Origin of the sequence: Peptoniphilus sp., from assembly GCF_034090345.1 — a bacterium.
Lineage (GTDB): Bacteria > Bacillota > Clostridia > Tissierellales > Peptoniphilaceae > Peptoniphilus.
In genome coordinates this window covers 1-16,911 of the sequence record NZ_JAXDSS010000011.1, presented here as the reverse complement: position 1 = coordinate 16,911, position 16,911 = coordinate 1, and the positions used below count along the sequence as shown (strand labels likewise).

General features: G+C 30.8%; 28 protein-coding genes. 5 read left to right on the top strand and 23 right to left on the bottom strand.

The genetic code is table 11. The annotated features are described in order from the left end of the window. Window positions 1–4: 4 nt before the first annotated feature. From SOR77_RS00695 to SOR77_RS00595, 21 genes are all read right to left on the bottom strand, one after another. Window positions 5–1,492, bottom strand: a complete 1,488-nt coding sequence (locus SOR77_RS00695) for a terminase TerL endonuclease subunit (RefSeq protein WP_320635295.1) — start codon at window positions 1,490–1,492, stop codon at window positions 5–7. A 224-nt stretch (window positions 1,493–1,716) separates the two neighbouring features. Next, the gene (locus SOR77_RS00690; protein WP_320635294.1) at window positions 1,717–2,082 is read right to left on the bottom strand and encodes a P27 family phage terminase small subunit; all 366 of its coding nucleotides are present in this window, start codon (window positions 2,080–2,082) and stop codon (window positions 1,717–1,719) included. Window positions 2,083–2,206: 124 nt separating this feature from the next. Continuing rightward, window positions 2,207–2,902: an HNH endonuclease gene (locus tag SOR77_RS00685; protein WP_320635293.1), complete on the bottom strand. Its 696-nt coding sequence runs from the start codon at window positions 2,900–2,902 to the stop codon at window positions 2,207–2,209. Between the two features lie 94 nt (window positions 2,903–2,996). After that, entirely contained in the window at window positions 2,997–3,413 is a 417-nt protein-coding gene (locus SOR77_RS00680; protein WP_320635292.1) for a hypothetical protein, read from the bottom strand. A gap of 2 nt (window positions 3,414–3,415) precedes the next feature. Continuing rightward, the gene (locus tag SOR77_RS00675) at window positions 3,416–3,796 is read right to left on the bottom strand and encodes a hypothetical protein (RefSeq protein WP_320635291.1); all 381 of its coding nucleotides are present in this window, start codon (window positions 3,794–3,796) and stop codon (window positions 3,416–3,418) included. A gap of 11 nt (window positions 3,797–3,807) precedes the next feature. Continuing rightward, window positions 3,808–4,146, bottom strand: coding sequence for a VRR-NUC domain-containing protein (locus SOR77_RS00670; RefSeq protein WP_320635290.1), 339 nt, complete (start codon window positions 4,144–4,146; stop codon window positions 3,808–3,810). Continuing rightward, window positions 4,147–4,983, bottom strand: a complete 837-nt coding sequence (locus SOR77_RS00665) for a hypothetical protein (protein WP_320635289.1) — start codon at window positions 4,981–4,983, stop codon at window positions 4,147–4,149. 9 nt (window positions 4,984–4,992) lie between these two features. Further along, window positions 4,993–5,688, bottom strand: coding sequence for an MBL fold metallo-hydrolase (locus tag SOR77_RS00660; RefSeq protein ID WP_320635288.1), 696 nt, complete (start codon window positions 5,686–5,688; stop codon window positions 4,993–4,995). 11 nt (window positions 5,689–5,699) lie between these two features. Continuing rightward, window positions 5,700–6,509 carry a recombinase RecT gene (locus tag SOR77_RS00655; protein ID WP_320635287.1) on the bottom strand — a complete coding sequence of 270 codons (810 nt, stop codon included), beginning with the start codon at window positions 6,507–6,509 and terminating at the stop codon, window positions 5,700–5,702. Further along, a complete protein-coding gene (locus SOR77_RS00650; protein ID WP_320635286.1) occupies window positions 6,478–6,639 on the bottom strand; it encodes a hypothetical protein in 162 nt (53 codons plus the stop codon). Before SOR77_RS00650 ends, SOR77_RS00655 begins: the two co-directional genes overlap by 32 nt. A 2-nt stretch (window positions 6,640–6,641) precedes the next feature. Next, window positions 6,642–7,064 carry a single-stranded DNA-binding protein gene (locus SOR77_RS00645; RefSeq protein WP_320635285.1) on the bottom strand — a complete coding sequence of 141 codons (423 nt, stop codon included), beginning with the start codon at window positions 7,062–7,064 and terminating at the stop codon, window positions 6,642–6,644. Between the two features lie 5 nt (window positions 7,065–7,069). After that, window positions 7,070–7,219, bottom strand: coding sequence for a hypothetical protein (locus SOR77_RS00640; protein WP_320635284.1), 150 nt, complete (start codon window positions 7,217–7,219; stop codon window positions 7,070–7,072). After that, window positions 7,216–7,428: a hypothetical protein gene (locus SOR77_RS00635; RefSeq protein WP_320635283.1), complete on the bottom strand. Its 213-nt coding sequence runs from the start codon at window positions 7,426–7,428 to the stop codon at window positions 7,216–7,218. The genes SOR77_RS00640 and SOR77_RS00635 overlap by 4 nt, the downstream gene beginning before the upstream one ends. A gap of 125 nt (window positions 7,429–7,553) precedes the next feature. Further along, window positions 7,554–8,345, bottom strand: coding sequence for a DNA adenine methylase (locus SOR77_RS00630; protein ID WP_320635282.1), 792 nt, complete (start codon window positions 8,343–8,345; stop codon window positions 7,554–7,556). 11 nt (window positions 8,346–8,356) lie between these two features. Continuing rightward, the gene (locus SOR77_RS00625) at window positions 8,357–10,117 is read right to left on the bottom strand and encodes an AAA family ATPase (RefSeq protein ID WP_320635281.1); all 1,761 of its coding nucleotides are present in this window, start codon (window positions 10,115–10,117) and stop codon (window positions 8,357–8,359) included. Next, complete coding sequence (locus SOR77_RS00620) at window positions 10,104–10,367, bottom strand: hypothetical protein (protein ID WP_320635280.1); 264 nt, start codon at window positions 10,365–10,367, stop codon at window positions 10,104–10,106. Before SOR77_RS00620 ends, SOR77_RS00625 begins: the two co-directional genes overlap by 14 nt. Further along, the gene (locus SOR77_RS00615) at window positions 10,364–10,993 is read right to left on the bottom strand and encodes a hypothetical protein (RefSeq protein ID WP_320635279.1); all 630 of its coding nucleotides are present in this window, start codon (window positions 10,991–10,993) and stop codon (window positions 10,364–10,366) included. Before SOR77_RS00615 ends, SOR77_RS00620 begins: the two co-directional genes overlap by 4 nt. After that, window positions 10,990–11,115 (bottom strand): hypothetical protein, encoded by a 126-nt coding sequence (locus SOR77_RS00610; protein WP_320635278.1) that lies wholly within the window; start codon window positions 11,113–11,115, stop codon window positions 10,990–10,992. Before SOR77_RS00610 ends, SOR77_RS00615 begins: the two co-directional genes overlap by 4 nt. 2 nt (window positions 11,116–11,117) lie before the next feature. After that, window positions 11,118–11,405, bottom strand: coding sequence for a hypothetical protein (locus SOR77_RS00605; RefSeq protein WP_320635277.1), 288 nt, complete (start codon window positions 11,403–11,405; stop codon window positions 11,118–11,120). Between the two features lie 17 nt (window positions 11,406–11,422). Then, window positions 11,423–11,608, bottom strand: a complete 186-nt coding sequence (locus SOR77_RS00600) for a hypothetical protein (RefSeq protein ID WP_320635276.1) — start codon at window positions 11,606–11,608, stop codon at window positions 11,423–11,425. 82 nt (window positions 11,609–11,690) lie between these two features. After that, complete coding sequence (locus SOR77_RS00595; RefSeq protein WP_320635275.1) at window positions 11,691–11,906, bottom strand: hypothetical protein; 216 nt, start codon at window positions 11,904–11,906, stop codon at window positions 11,691–11,693. A gap of 160 nt (window positions 11,907–12,066) precedes the next feature. Between SOR77_RS00595 and SOR77_RS00590 the strand changes: the two genes are divergently transcribed. From SOR77_RS00590 to SOR77_RS00570, 5 genes are all read left to right on the top strand, one after another. Further along, window positions 12,067–12,396 carry a helix-turn-helix transcriptional regulator gene (locus SOR77_RS00590; RefSeq protein ID WP_320635274.1) on the top strand — a complete coding sequence of 110 codons (330 nt, stop codon included), beginning with the start codon at window positions 12,067–12,069 and terminating at the stop codon, window positions 12,394–12,396. A 4-nt stretch (window positions 12,397–12,400) separates the two neighbouring features. Further along, complete coding sequence (locus tag SOR77_RS00585) at window positions 12,401–13,291, top strand: type II toxin-antitoxin system PemK/MazF family toxin (RefSeq protein ID WP_320635273.1); 891 nt, start codon at window positions 12,401–12,403, stop codon at window positions 13,289–13,291. A 139-nt stretch (window positions 13,292–13,430) separates the two neighbouring features. After that, window positions 13,431–13,949: an ImmA/IrrE family metallo-endopeptidase gene (locus SOR77_RS00580; RefSeq protein ID WP_320635272.1), complete on the top strand. Its 519-nt coding sequence runs from the start codon at window positions 13,431–13,433 to the stop codon at window positions 13,947–13,949. A gap of 46 nt (window positions 13,950–13,995) precedes the next feature. Then, a complete protein-coding gene (locus SOR77_RS00575; protein ID WP_320635271.1) occupies window positions 13,996–14,484 on the top strand; it encodes an OB-fold protein in 489 nt (162 codons plus the stop codon). Window positions 14,485–14,617: 133 nt separating this feature from the next. After that, the gene (locus SOR77_RS00570; protein ID WP_320635270.1) at window positions 14,618–15,631 is read left to right on the top strand and encodes a tyrosine-type recombinase/integrase; all 1,014 of its coding nucleotides are present in this window, start codon (window positions 14,618–14,620) and stop codon (window positions 15,629–15,631) included. Between the two features lie 62 nt (window positions 15,632–15,693). Here the strand turns inward: SOR77_RS00570 and SOR77_RS00565 are convergent, their stop codons facing one another. After that, window positions 15,694–16,437, bottom strand: a complete 744-nt coding sequence (locus SOR77_RS00565) for a peptidylprolyl isomerase (protein WP_320635269.1) — start codon at window positions 16,435–16,437, stop codon at window positions 15,694–15,696. Window positions 16,438–16,483: 46 nt separating this feature from the next. Further along, complete coding sequence (locus SOR77_RS00560; protein ID WP_320635313.1) at window positions 16,484–16,684, bottom strand: cold-shock protein; 201 nt, start codon at window positions 16,682–16,684, stop codon at window positions 16,484–16,486. Window positions 16,685–16,911: the final 227 nt, after the last annotated feature.

The window sequence follows — 16,911 nt, the reverse complement described above, 5'->3', positions numbered from 1 at the left end:
TTAATCACCCCTCTAGCCATTTTTTGGCATTGTTTGATTTTTCTAAATTTCCTATTAATCTACAAGCTGAAAATACACTTGCGTCAAAAAGGTCTATTCTCATATTTGGCATTACTTTTTCATACTGTATCATATCGTCTGTCTTTTCTATGCCATGTACATTTTCCACACAATATTCATACGCGCTTGAGTGCGCATAATATAATTTTCCTGCTATTGCTTTTTGCTCAATTCTTCTAAATCCTTTTGATTTATTTATAAAAAGTTGTGGCTCGTCTATGATGTTAAATCTTTCTTTTTTCATCATTAAATAAAATTCTTCGCCAAACTTTCTATCAAAACCGATTTGTTTGATTTTAAATCCTTTTTTTCTCATTTCTATAAACCATTTAACAATGTCAGCGTGATTTGTTATATCTCCATTAGTCATTGTTAAATTTCCCTCATCCTGCCACTGAAATAATGGAATGTTATCTTCATCCGCTTTTAAATGAGCTCTTGTCACTGGGAAAAATGCGTGTGTAACAACTATATCTATATCTTTATAAGTTCCATAAAGTGCGCCAGCTGTTAAGTCATGCATTTTAGATAAGTCAGCTCCACCAAACCAATCTATATTGAGTTTTATTAATTGCTCTAAAGTCCAATTGTATTTTCTGTCACTATTTTTAAATGTATCTAAGTTGAAATATGATTTAATGCTTGATGTGTATACATTCATATCTTTAGCTAGAAATTCTTTTCTCGTCTGAGGGTCATTTTGCGCCTGTAATGCGTCTGTCATAATGTCAGTAGGCCTAATGGTCACACCATAGTTTGGACTTGCCATTTCGTGGATTTTTGGATTTGTAAAGTCTACGCTTCCATCTTCATTTTGGTCTGCTTTAGAAATAAATACAAAATATTGGTCATCTTCTACCTCATATTTGTTTGTTGTTGTATTTTTATTAATTATTTTTTTGCAATATAAAAATCTGTTATAGCAGAATGAATTCATATCATGTCCACCAGTTGTGATTCCAATTATTAATTTATTAGAATATGACCTACTGGCTTTTTTCATTCTGTCGTATTTTATAGAATTTTTATATTCGTGCAACTCATCCATTATGAATATATTGCCGAGCAACGAATCTCTATCAACTAAAGCTTCAAAATACATAGAACCGTCTGAAAATTTTCTGTCTATTGTATGAGCATTATTATTGTCTATTATGTGAAAATTATCTCTTTCGCCCATCATTTTTATATTTTCAACTATGAAATTAAATGATTGTAGTGCTTCTTTTAATACTGCTCCCACCATAAATACTCTAGCTGATGATTTTCTTTCAAGTAATGCTAGTGCAAAAGCTAATGCTCCAGCAAACCTTGTTTTACCATTTTTACGTGGAATCATTATAAAAGCTTCTTTGTATTTTCTTAGATTTGTACCTTTGTGATAAAATCCAACTAAATTGTAAACAATGAATTTCTGCCAAGGTTCTAACAAAAAAGGAGTATTAGCAAGTGGTGTGCCATCCAGCTTTTCACCTTCAGCATGCTTGAATACTCCTTCAATTATTTTTATAACAAATTCAGGGTCTTTAGTCCTTAATTCGTATTTATCATTTTTTAAATCGTCTTTAAATCGTTGACATGTTTGCTTTAATTCTTTGCAAGCTATTTTTTTGCCGGATAAAATCGAATCAACGTATTCGTTTACGATTTTTAAATTTACATTTTCGATAACAAATCATCTAAAGCCGATTTTGGCTTTTCCTCTATTTTTTGATTTAACTTTTTCAATCCGGCTGGCGTTAAACCAAGTTCCCTCGCGTATGTGATTAAGTCTGTTCTTAGTTTTTCTATGGATTGGTATAGTGGGTTTTTAATTATGTTTGTTGAACCATTTTTATTTGTGTGTTCTACAGTTATTTCTGCTCCACTTTTTTCAAATTCATCAACTAATTTATTATAATCAAAAACTATTTTCGCAAAAGTATCTATCGTAACGTCAAAAGCTTTATTGTACGTTTCAACTTGTTTCATCATTTTTATTATTTGTCTTTTATAACTTACTAATGTTTTACTATTTGCCATTTCTATACCTCCTTCCAAAGCCAATTTTTATTATTTTTGGGTTATACCCCCATTTCAACAACTCCATCAGAGTTGGAAATACTTACCCCTTACATCGTTGACCCCTACACACTAAAGTGTCACATCATAGGGGGGCTTTTTTCTGAAAATATTCCTCAATCAGTCTTTTATTTTCTTCAAAATTTCTTTTTTCAGGATTATTTATCAATCTTTTTAAACATTCTTCTTTACCTGTTGTCATTTTGATAACCTCTGGTGCGTATAAATAATAATTATAAAAGCTTTCAGGCATCCAAGTTGTTATTATCCAAGCAGTATCGAACCTATCCTCCATCTCTAATCGTTTAAGTATTAAATCTCGTATGTCTAATACATAATCAATCATGTTTGGATTGTTGTTGTGTAAGTCATTAAAGCTTAATGCTTTTACTATCTCATCATAATCAAATACAATATCATTCTTCCCGGCATGCTCTCTTACGTATGTAGACTTGCCACTGCAAGGAGCTCCAACTATAAACCGTATCTTAGTTAACATATTACTTCCACCTCTTAGATATAAGTTCTTATACCATCTACCAAGTTTAGTAAGAGTATCATTGTGTCTGTTGTGCATTTTCCCATGGCAATTGTTACAAAGACTTATTAGATTTTTATTATCCCAAAATAAATCTGGTCTATCTTTCGCCGGATTTATATGATGTACACATTCAGCATCAGTCTTAATCCCTCTGCGTTTACACTCTTGGCATTCATAATTATCACGTTTCTTTATAACGCTGGCTTTAACTTTCCATTTCTTCCTGTTGTAATTATTCATAGCTGCTCCTAACAAATAAGTGGAACATCCTTCGATGTCCCACTTCTGATATCATAACTATATCACAGATATAATGTGACATTCTATGACATTTTTAAATTTTTATAGAATTTAAAGCTTCAGCATGTACTCGATGCATATGTCGCCAACTCATGTTGTTCCTAAAAGCTAACTCTTCAAACTTCATGCCATCTAAATATCTTTGCTTTAATATACATCTTTGCATTAAATCTTCTACATCATTAATACATGTATATATCCAATCTCTTTTTTCTTTTAATTTAGTTATACTTTCGTTTAACTCGTTCTCTATATCTATTATTGTCGATATACCTTCACTCATTTGGTCTTGTTTAAAATTCCCGCTTGGCATATCTGAATATTTAGTTGTTACTGATGTTAATCTGCTTCGCCATTTTTCTAATTCTGCAAGCTTAGAATCTAATTCTTTCCCAAGCCAGGCATACTCTGATAGTTTTTTTTGTTTTTCTTTTTGTTCAGCACTTAGCATAACTAACCCTCTATCATGTACTTTGTATCTGTGTTGCTTACGTTATTATTCTCCCTTATCTGTCTATACCAGCTTTGTAAAAATTGATAGTGTAACTTCTTTACTTTACCCTTTAATTTATTTAATAGTTCTTCGCTGATATTAAAATCATCTGTTATTTTTATTGTTAATTCATCGGCAAATTCAAACACTAACATTCCGGGCATTGTTTCTTTTTCAAATTCTTCGCTCATTTTTATTTGGTCTTTATTTTCATCTTCCCATTCTGTTATAGTTGCTGTGATTGGATATTCTCTAACATTCCAATTTAAATCCAATCTGTTCTTGTCGCATAAGTCTATCATTTCTGAATGCAAGTCATAGTATTTTTTTGTTAAATCCATATCCGTTCCTCCTAAAAGTTAAATGGTATCTCTAATATTTCAAAAGCTTCTTCAACACTTCTTGCTGTTCCGTACAACACTGGAAATCTTTTTATATATCTCGCAAAATCTTTTTGTTCCTCACTCAATCTTCCTTTAGCATTTTTTACCTCTATAAAAAACATTTTTCCGTCTTTTTTCCTAAATCCCAAAAGGTCTGGAGTTCCTGTCGGAAAAGTTCTTATATATCTATTCCCCGACTTAAAAACTCCTGTTGTTATATTCCAAACTCTAGCATAAGGCTTTAAGCAAGCTATTATTTGATTTTGTATATCTGTTTCAGATATTTCTTTTCCAAGTAGGTCTTTCATTTAACCTCCTAACTTTTCCATAAACGTTTCTCGCTTACGTCTAGCGATATCGTCAAAATCTTCTTCAGTAAAATCTTTTGTAGCTGTACTTTCAAAATTATCAAAGCTGTTTTTCTTCTCTACTTTTTTATGACTTCGATATTTTCCACTTAGCACATTTTCTATAAAAGTTTTGTTAGTAATATTTAAATCTATATTTTTGCTAAGCCATTCTGATTTTTTTATTTCTTCTAAGAGTTGTTCAAACTCTTTTAGAGAATATTCAGAGATAAAAGATTTGATTGATGATGATGATTGATTTTTTTCTGTTATTGAATTTATTTTTTTAAGTAGTCGTTGTATATCATCATCATTGTTATCATTGTTATCATTGTTATCATTGTTATCATTGTTATCATTGTTATCATTGTTATCATTGTTATCATTGTTGTTTGTGTCGGTCACTGGTCGGTCACTGGTCGGATACTGGTCGGTCACTGGTCGGATACTGGCTTTTTTACTTTTATCATAGTCTTGATAATCGTTGTAATTTACTACTTTATACGTGGTTTTTTTGTGGTCGGTTTTTAACTCAATCATATTGTCACTTTCCAGCAACTTTAAAAACCTTTTCGTTTTATCTCGTGACCATTTCCACCTTTCAGCCAACTTTCTAAGAGAAGTTATTTTTTCGCCTCTCTTAACCGTAACTAGGTTGCCATCTATCAATGTTTTTCTATCTTCGTGGTTGGCCAACATTATTAAATCTATCCATGCTTGACCTTTAGAGAATGGATCTTCGTTCCACAACCAACTATCTTGAATTTTTCTGTGTAAAGCTATCCACCCTTGAGCCATGTCACACCTCTAACAAATTTCTACAGGAAGTCCGGTTAACTTTTGAACTTCTTCTTTTATCTTTTTTTCATCTGAATTTCCGCTTGATAAATGCAAGATGTATATTTTCTTGCACTTACTTAAATCGCACTTCTTTAAAAAATCTAGTGCTGTTTCTAAACTTAAATGACTTTCTTTAATTCTCTTTCTTAAACTTTCATGAACGTCTGCGTTGTTTATTGTCTCGCTTACATAGTTTATTTCAAGCATTAAATAGTCCATGTTGAAGCTATAAGGAATGTACTGTGTGTCTGTTATAAAAACTAAGCTTTCACAATTTATAGTGTCTCTTATAAAAAAGCCTACTGGCTCTCTTGCGTCATGAATTACTTCGAAAGGTAGTACTGTAAAACTATTTATTCTGTGCAATACATATCCACCATGATAGCTTTTGAAGGTATACAGGAAAGGACTGTCTAAACACAGCGCATCTTTTGTGCCTTTACTCATATAAACCATCGTTCCAGACCTTAAAAGCTCCTTACAGGCCTTGCTGTGGTCTCCATGTTCGTGAGTTACTAAGCAAGCATCTACATCTAAGTTATAATTTAGTTTTTTTCTGATTTCTTTTATTGGGATACCGCACTCAATTAAGAGTGCAGTATCCTCGTTGCTTACTTTGTAACAGTTTCCACTACTGCCACTCGCAAATATTTCTATTTTCATAAAGCACCTCTTTAAAATGGTGCTTGTATATCTTCAGATATTATTTCACCTGTTTCCTCGTCTACAATTACCGTTTCTTCTTCAGGTGTAAATGGAATCGCTGCATTGTTTTCTAAAACTCTGCTCTCAAGTTCAATATCTTCTTCTTCCATTTCAAGTTTTTGCATTTCAGTTGACATTGGTCCATATTTGCTCACCAATAATCTTGTTACCGTTTTTAATGCCATTGAATCAAAATTGTCTCTCCAAGCCCCTTTCGGATAGGTTTTAGAAAATCTTTTTGCGTGGTTTCTAATCTCTTCTACGCTCATATATTTTATTTTTTCAAAACCATTATTTAGTTTGAAATAGCAGAAATAGCCAATTACTTTATCTGATTTTTTTGAACCTATAATTTTTATCTCGCCGCTTAGATAATCCTCTTCTATCTCCATGCCTTCATAGATTATGTTTGCATTTAAATTTTTATATTGCCCAGATCTCATCGCTAATTGCACATAACCCTTATATCCAATCTGCATTTGAGGAACAAATTTGTTTGCATTATTATCCTTATAAGCTACCAGATAAGCGAAGCCTAGTTCTTTATTTATCGGTAATTTTAAAGTAGCAGCTTTTAACGCTACCATGGCTACTTCTTTTGCATCGCAATGCATCAAGTAACTATCACTTGAGTAAACGTCTATAATGCTAGCCATAAATGCATCTGCATTTTTATCTAAAGCATTTTTAAACATTTCCTGCATGCCCTTGTTCATTAATAGATTTTTCATGTTCGCTACAGGTGTGTTATTTTGATTTATTTTTTGTATGTTTGCCATAATTAGTCTCCTTTTCTATATATAAATAGCCGTCGATTTCTTCGATGTTATATCCTCTTTTGTAGTAATAATTCATAAGCTTTAATCTGTCTTTATAAGTCTTTGGTTTTACATATATAACTGTTTGCATAATTAAAATGGTATATCATCATTATTTATTTCATAAAAACCTTCGTTTGATTCTGTTGTAGTGTTGCTTTGATAATTGTTGTTATTGTTAGCTGATTCCAAAAACTCCATATTCGTAACAACTACATCAGTTGTATAAACTGTTTTTCCGTCTTTATCATCATATTTCCCAGTTTGAATACGTCCGTTTATCCCGATCCTGTGTCCTTTATTTACATAATTTGCAATCGTCTCAGCAGTTTTGTTCCAAGCTGTACATGAAATAAAATCGGCTGTTGGTTGATTGTTGCGTTCCGCTTCTTCTCTTTTATCTTTGCTCAAAATTCTATTTACTGCTAGTGTAAATCTCGCTACTGCTGTGCCGCTTGGTGTATATTTTAAATCCGGATCTCTTACTAGCCTCCCAATTAAATTTACATTGTTCATTTTATTTACTCCACCCAATTAATATTAATCCTTATACCTGAATCTTTAACGTATTCTCGTCCAAACAAGAACCCTTTATTCGTATAACATTTTTTAGTTATTCTAAATTCTGGGAATACTCTTTGAAGATTTTCCACAAATAAAGTATCTTTCATTCTTCTATCTCCTCTAAATAACACCATTCAGGTTTTTTTATTTTTTCATCAAAAGTTCCTTGTATAGTTTTTGTATATTTCCCGTTTATTTTAAAATCAACATTACATTGATAGCCTTTACTGTTATTTGTAAGTGGTAACGACCATTTAGTCATTCCAAAAGGGCAGTCATCACAATATTCAGGTATTTCCATTGGCACTTTATACATGTTTACACCTCATAAGTATCTATTACATTTTCATTAGCATACATTTCTTCCCAATCACAACCACACAAAGCTTCATCTTCTTCTTTTATCATTTTTAGTATTTCATTAGTTGTTGTATTCATTGTTCACTTCTCCTCTATATTGAATAAACTTTTAATTTCATAATTCATATATAAGCACTCAGTTCTTTTAACACTATTTTCTGCAATTGTATTTTTATACTCTTTATGCCATCCATTTAAAATCTCGTCATATAAAGAATTTTCATAACTACTTATTAAAACTTTGCCTTTGTGTTTTTTTAAAGTTTCAAGTAATTTTATATGCTCATCATCTTTCATTTCATGTTCATACAAATAATTTTTTCTAGTGTTATGTGGATATGGGGGGTCTGCATAAATGAAAACTTCTTCTTTGTTGTATCGCTCAATCAGCTTTACAGCTTCTTGATTTTCAATTTGTGCTTCTAAAAGTCTTTTGCTAGCCAGCTTTAAAGTTTCAGGAAAATTATTCCAAAATGTTGTTGTCCTTGGAGAATACTTCCCTATACTACTTCTAAATCCGTTTTTATACTTGTTACTACAACCAAACCCTTGGCAACAACGAACAGCAAATCTTCTTGCTCTTTCTACTTCATCTGCAGAGTTTTCAAAACAAGTATCATATTCTTTTCGTCCATACGGTGTTAAACTTATTAGATGTATTAGTTTATCTGGCTTTTCTCTTAAAACTTTAAAATAGTTATAGACTTCTGCTGACAAATCATTTATAGTTTCTATTCTTGATGGTGTTTTGTTAAAAAACACCGCTCCACCACCAAAAAACGGTTCGAGGTAAACTTCATGCTCAGGTATGAATTTACAAATCCACTTTGCTATTCTAGTTTTGCTTCCTGGATATTTAAGTACGTTTTTCATATTTCTAACATTCACCTAATCACCAACTCTTTATCTTTGCTTACAACAAGTCGTATAATTTGACTTTCTGTGTCTATAAGTTCATTCACACTTTCTGCATTATCTACAAAGATTGGAGCTTTTATCTGATAGACTTCTGTAAGAGTGTTTATAATGTCTATCCCTGCGTTTATCTTTGCCGCATTGTTTACATCGCTGTATGGAACACCGTTTACTGTTGCGTCGCATACTTCTGCTATTCCTCCATTTATTTGCTTTTCAAAAAGTTTAAAGTTTACGAATTTAAACTTTTTATTTACTGTTTCGCTTATTTTTTCAGCTTTGATTCTGTTGTATTCTTCACATAGCAGTATCGTTTTTTCGATGTCAGCAAAGTCTTGAGATAGCTGTTTTATTTTCGCGGTATATTCTTCTATTTTTTCTTTATTGCTTTCATTTACTTGTTTAAAAGCAAGTTGTTCGTCAATTTCTTTTATGTCTGCTTTTAATTTGTTTATCTTAGCTGTATTATCTACATCGTTATTTGCGTGCAGTTCCGCTCTTAGTGTTTCGATTTCTTTGTCGATGTGGTCTGTTGACTGTAATTCTTCGTTGATTTCTTCGTATTTGATGTTTTCTAATTTAGCTATTACTGTTTTATTTGCGTCGATGTCAATTTTTATTCTGTTTGATTTTTCTATTATTTTTTCTAATTCTTTTGACTTGTTTAAGTTGTATTTTTCTTCTATTCCCTCGATTTGCTCAGCAGTAAGTTCTTGTCCGCAAGTCGGGCAGTTTGTGTCAAACTCAACTTTTCTGTTTGCAACTTTCACATATTCCGTTCTTAGTTCTTCTAAATCTCTTTCAAGTCTTTCTACAGTTGAATTTCTTCTTTTAATTTCATCTGCAGACTGTTGTTTTTGTTCTTCTTGCTGTTTTTTAGAACGTATTATTCTGTTGTTTGCATCTTCGATTTCATATTTAGATTTAGTTAAATCAGCTATTTTATTGCTAATTTCTTTTAAATTGTCTGTATTGTCCCCTGCTTCAAGTTCTCTTAAAGCTGGTTCTATGCTTCTTCTTCTAAATTCGAGTGCGTCAAAATCTATATCTTTAATGCTGTTGTTTAACTCATCAATTCGAACCGGATATTCTTCCAGGTCTTTATTTATTTTTTTAGCACTCGCTTTATTTGTCGCGAGTATTTCTGCTATGGTATAATCTTCTAAAGGCAGTTCGGCTATTTCTGGGCACTCTTTTATAATTTCTTGGTCGGAAATGTCTGCGATGCTTAGTAAGATTTCTCTACGTTTCTTTTTATCTAAGTCTGCAGAAAAATAACGAGGGTTCGAGATAAGCTTGAACTGCTCTTCTTCTATTAGCGTTGATATCTTGTCTTTATACTCTTTTTGTTTTACTGGAACATCATTGATGTAGTAGTCAGTGACGTGCCCTTGAAATGTTTCTTCTGCAGAGCCACGTTTCTTGACCCAGTTTTCTTTATATTCTTTTCTTAAAGATAATCTCTTTCCATCGATGTGAAACTCACCTTCAACTACGTGCTCGATGTTTGGAATTGCGTTTCCTTTACTGTCTAAAGTTTTTATATTAAAGTCTGCACTGTTGTTGCTGTCTTTATTAAATAAAAGCCATAAATAACTATCAAAAATAGTTGTCTTCCCAACTCCGTTATCACCAAAAATGTTGGTTATTTTTTCATTAAAGTTTATTGTTAAATCTTTAATGCCTTTAAAGTTCTTTAATTTTAACTCTTTTAATTTAATCTCTAACACATAGCACCTCTCTAACCGTCTTTATCTCTTTTACTATTTGCTTGCTTATTTCTTCAACAATTTTGCTTTTCGCTTCTTCAATAGTGTTCGAAGTTTCCCCGATTTTTACAAGCTTGCTGGTAGCAAGTAAACTTGAAATCAGTTCTTTAACTTCGTCTTTAAATTGCATATCAAATTCATATTTTGCACAATCATTAAAGCTTTCAAAAAATTTCCCGTCATCTGCTATATATGCAGTTGTTTTTCTCATAACCTACTCCTTAAAATTTCTACCGTGTTTATTTTTCTTATCGCATCTTTTTCTTCTGTATCATTAGATAAATCTATTATCTTTTTAATGCAAAATGTGCTAAACATGTCAAGTTTAAAGTTCTCATCTCCAGTCGCACTCACTAAGCAAGTTGGGCTGTATACAGTTAAAATGCTTTTTATTTCACCTAGTTTTAATTTTTTATTCAAACTTAAAACGTTAGCACCTTTTAACATCAACTCATTTGCGAGTGGTACTCCAAGCTTTTCTGATTGATTTATTATTGCTACTTTTAATAAATCAGCTTCTTCCAACTCTGCAAGTATTGCTTCGGCAGTAATCGTCAATTTATTTGTGTAAGCTCCCTCAATGTCGAGCTCTGGCATGTCGTTAAAAAACATTTCTAATACTTGTTTCTCAAGTTTTGAAATTGGTTCTATAGCTAAAATTTGATTGTATTTAGTTATTAATGTTCTTTTTAGTCTTTGTCTTTCAAAAGATTTTTCTAAATCCCACGTTGATAAATCTAAAAATTCAACATCATCTATAGTTTTTTCAACAGCTTTCATATAGCTTTTAGAACCATCATTTTTTAACTTGTTACTGTATAGTACTGTCAATCTCATATGCTTTCCAACACTCCTATGATGTACACAAAAGCCATAAATCCAACTATCACTTTTAAATTCCCCCAAAACGGCGCCCTAAAATTTATAATGTTTCTTCCTCGTTTATCGACTAATTGCATTTCTACACCTCCAAAACTGTATTTTTTATTTTTAATAGCTTCTCTTGTAATTCAGCTATTGTTTTATCTTTACTTTCTATCGTTTTTTCTAATCTTCTACGCTCTAACGGACTTAGTGGGTCATCCCATTTAGTTTCTATCTGCTCGATTAAGCTAATAGAATACTTGACACCTGGAATATCCTCTGCTCTCTTTATTTTTCCTTTTCGCTCATAACGTCTTATGCTATCTTCGTCACATTTCCAACGCTTGGCGAGTTCTGGAACTGTTAGAACATGTTCTTCATCCATGTTTTTCACCTCGTTTTTTATTCGATTATTTCAACTCTACTAAGTGCAAATTCTAATAATTCGCACGTTACTGTCGCATATTCTTTGTTAACTTCACTCGAAACAGCTTTTATTTTCGCAGCTATCTCTGGATTAACTCTTATTACTGAGTTACATGGTGCATAGTTTTTTTGTATTTTAATTATTAATTTATCGTCTTTCATTTTTACTTCTCCTTTAAATTTTTTGTTATTCGATTATTCCTTTTTCTCCTTTAAATTTTGACTTGTGTTTCTTTACTTGCGTTTATGCAAGTTTTGAATCAAAAAAAATTTCATTCGTTTCATCTATCGATAATCCTAATAACTCTTTTATCTTTATAATTTCATGCCTATAAAAGTCACTATCGCCCCTTATCTTGCGATAAAAAGTAGCTTCATTAATCCCTAAATCTGTTGAAAGTTCTCTTATTGACTTTTGTTTTATTGAACAATAATAAATTAATTTTGCTTTATTAATCAAAATTACACCCCCTCTATCTTGCGTTTGTGTAAGTAGATATTAGCATTATGATTTTTCATTGTCAATACATTTATGCAAGTTTTTTATTTATTTTTCATAAACTACTTGCAAAAACGCAATAACAATAATATAATTAAGTTACTTCAAAGAGGTGAAATGTATGGACATAAAAGATATAATCAAGAATAAAAGAATTGAAAAAGGATTAACTATGAAAGAGCTTGCTGAAAAAGTTGGTGTTAGTGAAGCCACTATTTCTAGATGGGAATCTGGCGAAATTTCTAATATGAAACATAAAGGTATAATTCTTTTAGCCAATGCTCTTGATATATCTCCTAATGTTATAATGGGCTGGGAAGACCTGCCAGAACCACCTCAAGAAGAAAAAGAAAAAGTTAAAATACTTGCAAGAGAAGCAGGCGATTTATCAGACGTACAAATAGATCTACTTCGTTCAATGATACAACAATTTAAAGAGGGAAAAAGGTAAGAACATGGTAGATTATAAAAAAGTTGAAAATAAAAGCCAGTTTTTATGTTTTAGAGATAAGCAAATATCTAAAATAGATATTTTGTTAAAAGATTGGACAGATAGTAAATATAAAAATTCTGTCTTGCTATCTTATTGGTTAAAAGATTATGAAAAATTTTTGAGAAGTGAAGATAGTTTTAAATGTCAAAAAAGTTATTTCAAGTATAAAAGAGGACAAATTCTTTTTGTAAACTTTGGATATAGAGTAGGTCATGAACTTGGTGGAAATCATTATTGTATAGTGGTTTCTAAAAATGATTCATTAAAATCTTCCACTCTTACCGTAGTCCCTCTTAGGACTTACAGAAATAAAATAAATGAAAATTTACAAGTTTTACTTGATGACTCTTTACAATGGTCGATTGCCAATCAAATAAACAAGACTTTGAATCATGTATCAGATAAAGTTCAAAAAAATAAAACATTTGCTTTGGCGGTTATCTATATAGCAAACAAATACTCTGAAGATTTAGATATTAGCGTATTTGAAAATCTAAAAAATGAAGCTGATTCAAATGTAGAGCTTTTAGACTTTGTAAATCTATTAGAAAAACACTATTTAGATAAAAATCATGATGAGTTTTTTAAGGTCCAAACTGAACTTTTAGATTTTATCGAACAAGATACACAAGAATTAGAAAAACGAATTAATTATTTAACTAAAAGTTTGCTCAAAGCAAAGAAATTGAATAAAAATACAATCGCAGATGTGCATCAAATAACTACAATAAGTAAGTCAAGGATAATAAATCCTACTAGGAAAAATGATACACTACTTGATGTTATCTTAAATAAACAATACTTAGATTTAATTAATAACAAAATAAAAAATCTATTTGTTTTTGACAAATAAGCAGCACTCGTATATAATATAAACATATTAGTTCTTTAGGAACATAGTTGTGGAAACACAGCCGATAAGATTTTGCGTTTAAGACGCATAATAGAGTGCTTGAAAATTCAAGTGCTCTATTTTTTTTTAGGAGATATAAATGAATTGGACTCACCCAGAATTTCTATACAAAAAGATTATTGAGTTTCAAACAGAATATCCAGATTTCTTTTTCACTTCTCTTGATAAGTTTTGTAAAAATCAAAATTGGAATTTAATTCCCTATCATAACTATGAAAAAGAAATTTGTGAGATATCAGAAGATGGTTTTTGTTATATAGATGACGGAGAATATAATATCTTTTATAACACAGATAAGCCGCCCACAAGGCAAAGGTTTACTATAAGTCATGAGATAGGTCACATATACTTAAATCATCACTCTACAGTCGAGCCTAGGCTTTTAAAATATAGTAGTAAATACACTGGTATATGGGAGCAACAAGCAAACATATTTGCACATAACGTGCTCTTACCTATCGAGTATATAGATAATATAAAACACCATGGGATTGATGAAATTTCAAAAACATTTGGTCTCAGTAAAGCAATGGTAAAAGTTAGGCTTGCAAAACTCAATCAAGATAAAAAATGGTTTAAAGCCATTAAAAATTTTTAGGTTTAAAAGAACTAAAGTTCTTTAAATAAATTTTAGGAGGTTTATTATGAAAAAAACATTTGTAGGCGAAGATGGCAAAACATATCAAGTTAAGGAAAAGAAACCGTTTTATAAAAAATGGTGGTTTATTTTAATAGCTATAATAATAGTTGTTGTGTCTTTTTTAATGCCTAAAGGAGATAACACTAATACAGCCAATAATGCAGAAATAAGTTATAACCCTGTGGCTATTAGTCAAATGAATGCTGACTTAAAAAACAATGCTTTAAAAGCTGAAAAAACTTATAAAGACCAATATGTTGAAATAAGTGGAAAAGTTATAGTTATTGATAGCTCTGGGCAATATATTTCTATTGCAGACCCTAACGACGAATTTGCCATAATTGGAATAACTTGTTATTTGAAAAATGACGACCAACGTAATATCGTTGCTGAACTATCAAATAATCAAAATGTTACAGTAAAAGGTAAAGTTACACAAGTTGGAGAAGTGCTTGGATATAGCTTAGATGTTGCTGAATTAATAGCACAATAATCTAAAGCCAAAATAATAAAAAATATCCCCCATTCTGCTGCAACAGAACAAGGGATAAGGTTACATGATATAACCACATTGCACACATATTATATCACGTAACCTGCTTATAGTAAATTAAGGAGGTTCTTTTATGAATTCTTTTATAAGAGAAAGAGAAAATGGCAAGTTCCAAGCTATAATTTCTTACAAAAATGGCGATAAATGGAAACAAAAAAGCAAAGGCGGATTTAACACTAAAAAAGAAGCTAAAGAATGGATAAAAAAAGCAACTTTTGAAGTTTTAGATTTAGAGAGGAAAAATATAATCGATAGCGATATTACGCTTAAAGAGTTAAAAGAAATTTTTATAGACAATCAAAAACTTAAAAACAGAAGAGTTGGGACTATCCATAGTTACAATATATCATTTAAAATATTTGAAAGTTTAGATGATGTTCCAATTCAAAAAATATTGCCCTACGATGCTAAAAAAATGTTTCTTGAAAAAATTAAAAAAACAGGAAATAACTATCAATGTGCATTTAAGCATTTTAAAACACTCTTCAATTTTGCTATTAAAGAACTAAATATAATAGCATTCAATCCACTTGACGGACTAACACTTTCTAAAAAAGAGAATAAAAGGATTATGTTTATAGATGAAAAAATGTATAGTGATATTTTAAAATCTGTTATGACAGAAAAACAAAAATTATTTATAGAAGTCTTGTATTCAACTGGACTTAGACTTGGCGAAGCTTTAGGTATTACATTGTTTGATTTATCCGACAACTCCATAAATATAAATAAGCAGTGGTTATATGTAGATAAGGTTTTTGGAAAATTAAAAACAAACAAATCAAATAGAGTAGTTCCAATTTCAAGTGATTTATATTTGAGATTAAAAAAGATTGATGTAGATATAGCAGGACGAATATTTTACGATATCCACCCTGCCGCCATTAGACACTATCTAACTAAGTTTAACACTTCCCCACATTGCTTTAGACACACTTATACTACTCATCTATTGAGCGAGGGAATAGACCCTACAATTGTATCCAGCATTGTGGGAGATAACATTGAAACAATACTCAAAGTCTACGCTGAAATTAACAAAGACAAAGAACGCGAAAGCTTTGAAAAGATACGAGCGATTTTTTGACGAGTTTGTGACGAGATTTTAAAAAACGCTTGATTTCAACATATTCTAAGCATTTTTTAGGATTATTGAATATTTATAACTTCAACTTTATGTTTTTCTGAAAGTTCTTTAATTTTACTCACATAAGTTTCTTGTTCTTTTCTTCCCTTAAGTTCCGATTCTACACTTCCCTTAATTTTATCAAAATCAAGTTCTTCATGTTTATCATCTAATTTAATAATATGATATCCAAATTGAGTTTTAACAGGTTCAGAAATTTCTCCTACATTCATTGAAAATACTTTTTCATCAAACTCAGGAACCATTCGACCTTGTGAAAATTCACCTAAGTTTCCGCCATTGGCACTTGAAGGACAACTTGATTTTTCTTTAGCTATCTCAGCAAAATTATCTGCATTTACTTTTTTAAAAATATTATTTGCCTCTTCTTCTGTTTCCACTAAGATGTGAGAGGCGCTAACAGTAGGTCCTTGTTTAAAGCGTTCTTTATTTTCTTCATAGTACTTCTTTATTTCATCTTCACTTACTTCAATATTTTCTAAAGTTTTTCCAAGAGCATATGTCATTAGCAATGAATCTTCTGTAGCTTTTAAAACTTCAATAAAATCTTCATTTTTATCATACCCCTTTTCTCTAGCATCTATTACCAAAAGTTGTTGGCTAATTAATTCATCTAAGATTTCCTTTGAAAATCCTTTTTTATTATAATACTCTCTTAACTGTGGATTTAATTGTCTTAAAAAATTTTCATAATGAGCTGTAGTAATTTCTTCACCATCAATTTTTGCAATTACATGTTTTTCCATAAACTTTCCTCCTCATAAAAAAGAGCAGCCTAGGCTGCTCAATAATTTATAATTCTACGACATTTTCAGCTTGAGGTCCTTTTTCGCTTTCAACTACATCAAACTCAACTGCTTGACCTTCATTTAAAGTTTTGAAACCTTCTTTTTGAATTTGTGAGAAATGACAGAATGCATCTTTTCCGTCTTCTCCTGTTATAAATCCAAACCCTTTTTCACCGTTAAACCATTTTACTGTACCTTTCAAAATTTACCTCCTTATTACTCTAATCATTTGTAAATGTATAGACTTTGAGGCTTACTCTAAAAGATTCAATCATTTTCAAATTCATAAAGTTGTATTACTTGAACAAGTATATCATTTTTAACCCTATTAATCAACTAAATAAAATTATGTTACCTTTTGCATGTAACCCATTACCGTATATTTCAAAATAATCATTGTTTTTACTACAATTTATATCAATTTTTATAGTA

What these genes read in the sequence shown, in the direction of transcription:
- SOR77_RS00690 (WP_320635294.1), bottom strand. Translation starts at nt 2,082, where the DNA reads ATGGCAAATAGTAAAACATTAGTAAGTTATAAAAGACAAATAATAAAA.
- SOR77_RS00685 (WP_320635293.1), bottom strand. Translation starts at nt 2,902, where the DNA reads ATGAATAATTACAACAGGAAGAAATGGAAAGTTAAAGCCAGCGTTATA.
- SOR77_RS00680 (WP_320635292.1), bottom strand. Translation starts at nt 3,413, where the DNA reads ATGCTAAGTGCTGAACAAAAAGAAAAACAAAAAAAACTATCAGAGTAT.
- SOR77_RS00675 (WP_320635291.1), bottom strand. Translation starts at nt 3,796, where the DNA reads ATGGATTTAACAAAAAAATACTATGACTTGCATTCAGAAATGATAGAC.
- SOR77_RS00670 (WP_320635290.1), bottom strand. Translation starts at nt 4,146, where the DNA reads ATGAAAGACCTACTTGGAAAAGAAATATCTGAAACAGATATACAAAAT.
- SOR77_RS00665 (WP_320635289.1), bottom strand. Translation starts at nt 4,983, where the DNA reads ATGGCTCAAGGGTGGATAGCTTTACACAGAAAAATTCAAGATAGTTGG.
- SOR77_RS00660 (WP_320635288.1), bottom strand. Translation starts at nt 5,688, where the DNA reads ATGAAAATAGAAATATTTGCGAGTGGCAGTAGTGGAAACTGTTACAAA.
- SOR77_RS00655 (WP_320635287.1), bottom strand. Translation starts at nt 6,509, where the DNA reads ATGGCAAACATACAAAAAATAAATCAAAATAACACACCTGTAGCGAAC.
- SOR77_RS00650 (WP_320635286.1), bottom strand. Translation starts at nt 6,639, where the DNA reads ATGCAAACAGTTATATATGTAAAACCAAAGACTTATAAAGACAGATTA.
- SOR77_RS00645 (WP_320635285.1), bottom strand. Translation starts at nt 7,064, where the DNA reads ATGAACAATGTAAATTTAATTGGGAGGCTAGTAAGAGATCCGGATTTA.
- SOR77_RS00640 (WP_320635284.1), bottom strand. Translation starts at nt 7,219, where the DNA reads ATGAAAGATACTTTATTTGTGGAAAATCTTCAAAGAGTATTCCCAGAA.
- SOR77_RS00635 (WP_320635283.1), bottom strand. Translation starts at nt 7,428, where the DNA reads ATGTATAAAGTGCCAATGGAAATACCTGAATATTGTGATGACTGCCCT.
- SOR77_RS00630 (WP_320635282.1), bottom strand. Translation starts at nt 8,345, where the DNA reads ATGAAAAACGTACTTAAATATCCAGGAAGCAAAACTAGAATAGCAAAG.
- SOR77_RS00620 (WP_320635280.1), bottom strand. Translation starts at nt 10,367, where the DNA reads ATGAGAAAAACAACTGCATATATAGCAGATGACGGGAAATTTTTTGAA.
- SOR77_RS00615 (WP_320635279.1), bottom strand. Translation starts at nt 10,993, where the DNA reads ATGAGATTGACAGTACTATACAGTAACAAGTTAAAAAATGATGGTTCT.
- SOR77_RS00610 (WP_320635278.1), bottom strand. Translation starts at nt 11,115, where the DNA reads ATGCAATTAGTCGATAAACGAGGAAGAAACATTATAAATTTTAGGGCG.
- SOR77_RS00605 (WP_320635277.1), bottom strand. Translation starts at nt 11,405, where the DNA reads ATGGATGAAGAACATGTTCTAACAGTTCCAGAACTCGCCAAGCGTTGG.
- SOR77_RS00600 (WP_320635276.1), bottom strand. Translation starts at nt 11,608, where the DNA reads ATGAAAGACGATAAATTAATAATTAAAATACAAAAAAACTATGCACCA.
- SOR77_RS00590 (WP_320635274.1), top strand. Translation starts at nt 12,067, where the DNA reads ATGGACATAAAAGATATAATCAAGAATAAAAGAATTGAAAAAGGATTA.
- SOR77_RS00585 (WP_320635273.1), top strand. Translation starts at nt 12,401, where the DNA reads ATGGTAGATTATAAAAAAGTTGAAAATAAAAGCCAGTTTTTATGTTTT.
- SOR77_RS00580 (WP_320635272.1), top strand. Translation starts at nt 13,431, where the DNA reads ATGAATTGGACTCACCCAGAATTTCTATACAAAAAGATTATTGAGTTT.
- SOR77_RS00575 (WP_320635271.1), top strand. Translation starts at nt 13,996, where the DNA reads ATGAAAAAAACATTTGTAGGCGAAGATGGCAAAACATATCAAGTTAAG.
- SOR77_RS00570 (WP_320635270.1), top strand. Translation starts at nt 14,618, where the DNA reads ATGAATTCTTTTATAAGAGAAAGAGAAAATGGCAAGTTCCAAGCTATA.
- SOR77_RS00565 (WP_320635269.1), bottom strand. Translation starts at nt 16,437, where the DNA reads ATGGAAAAACATGTAATTGCAAAAATTGATGGTGAAGAAATTACTACA.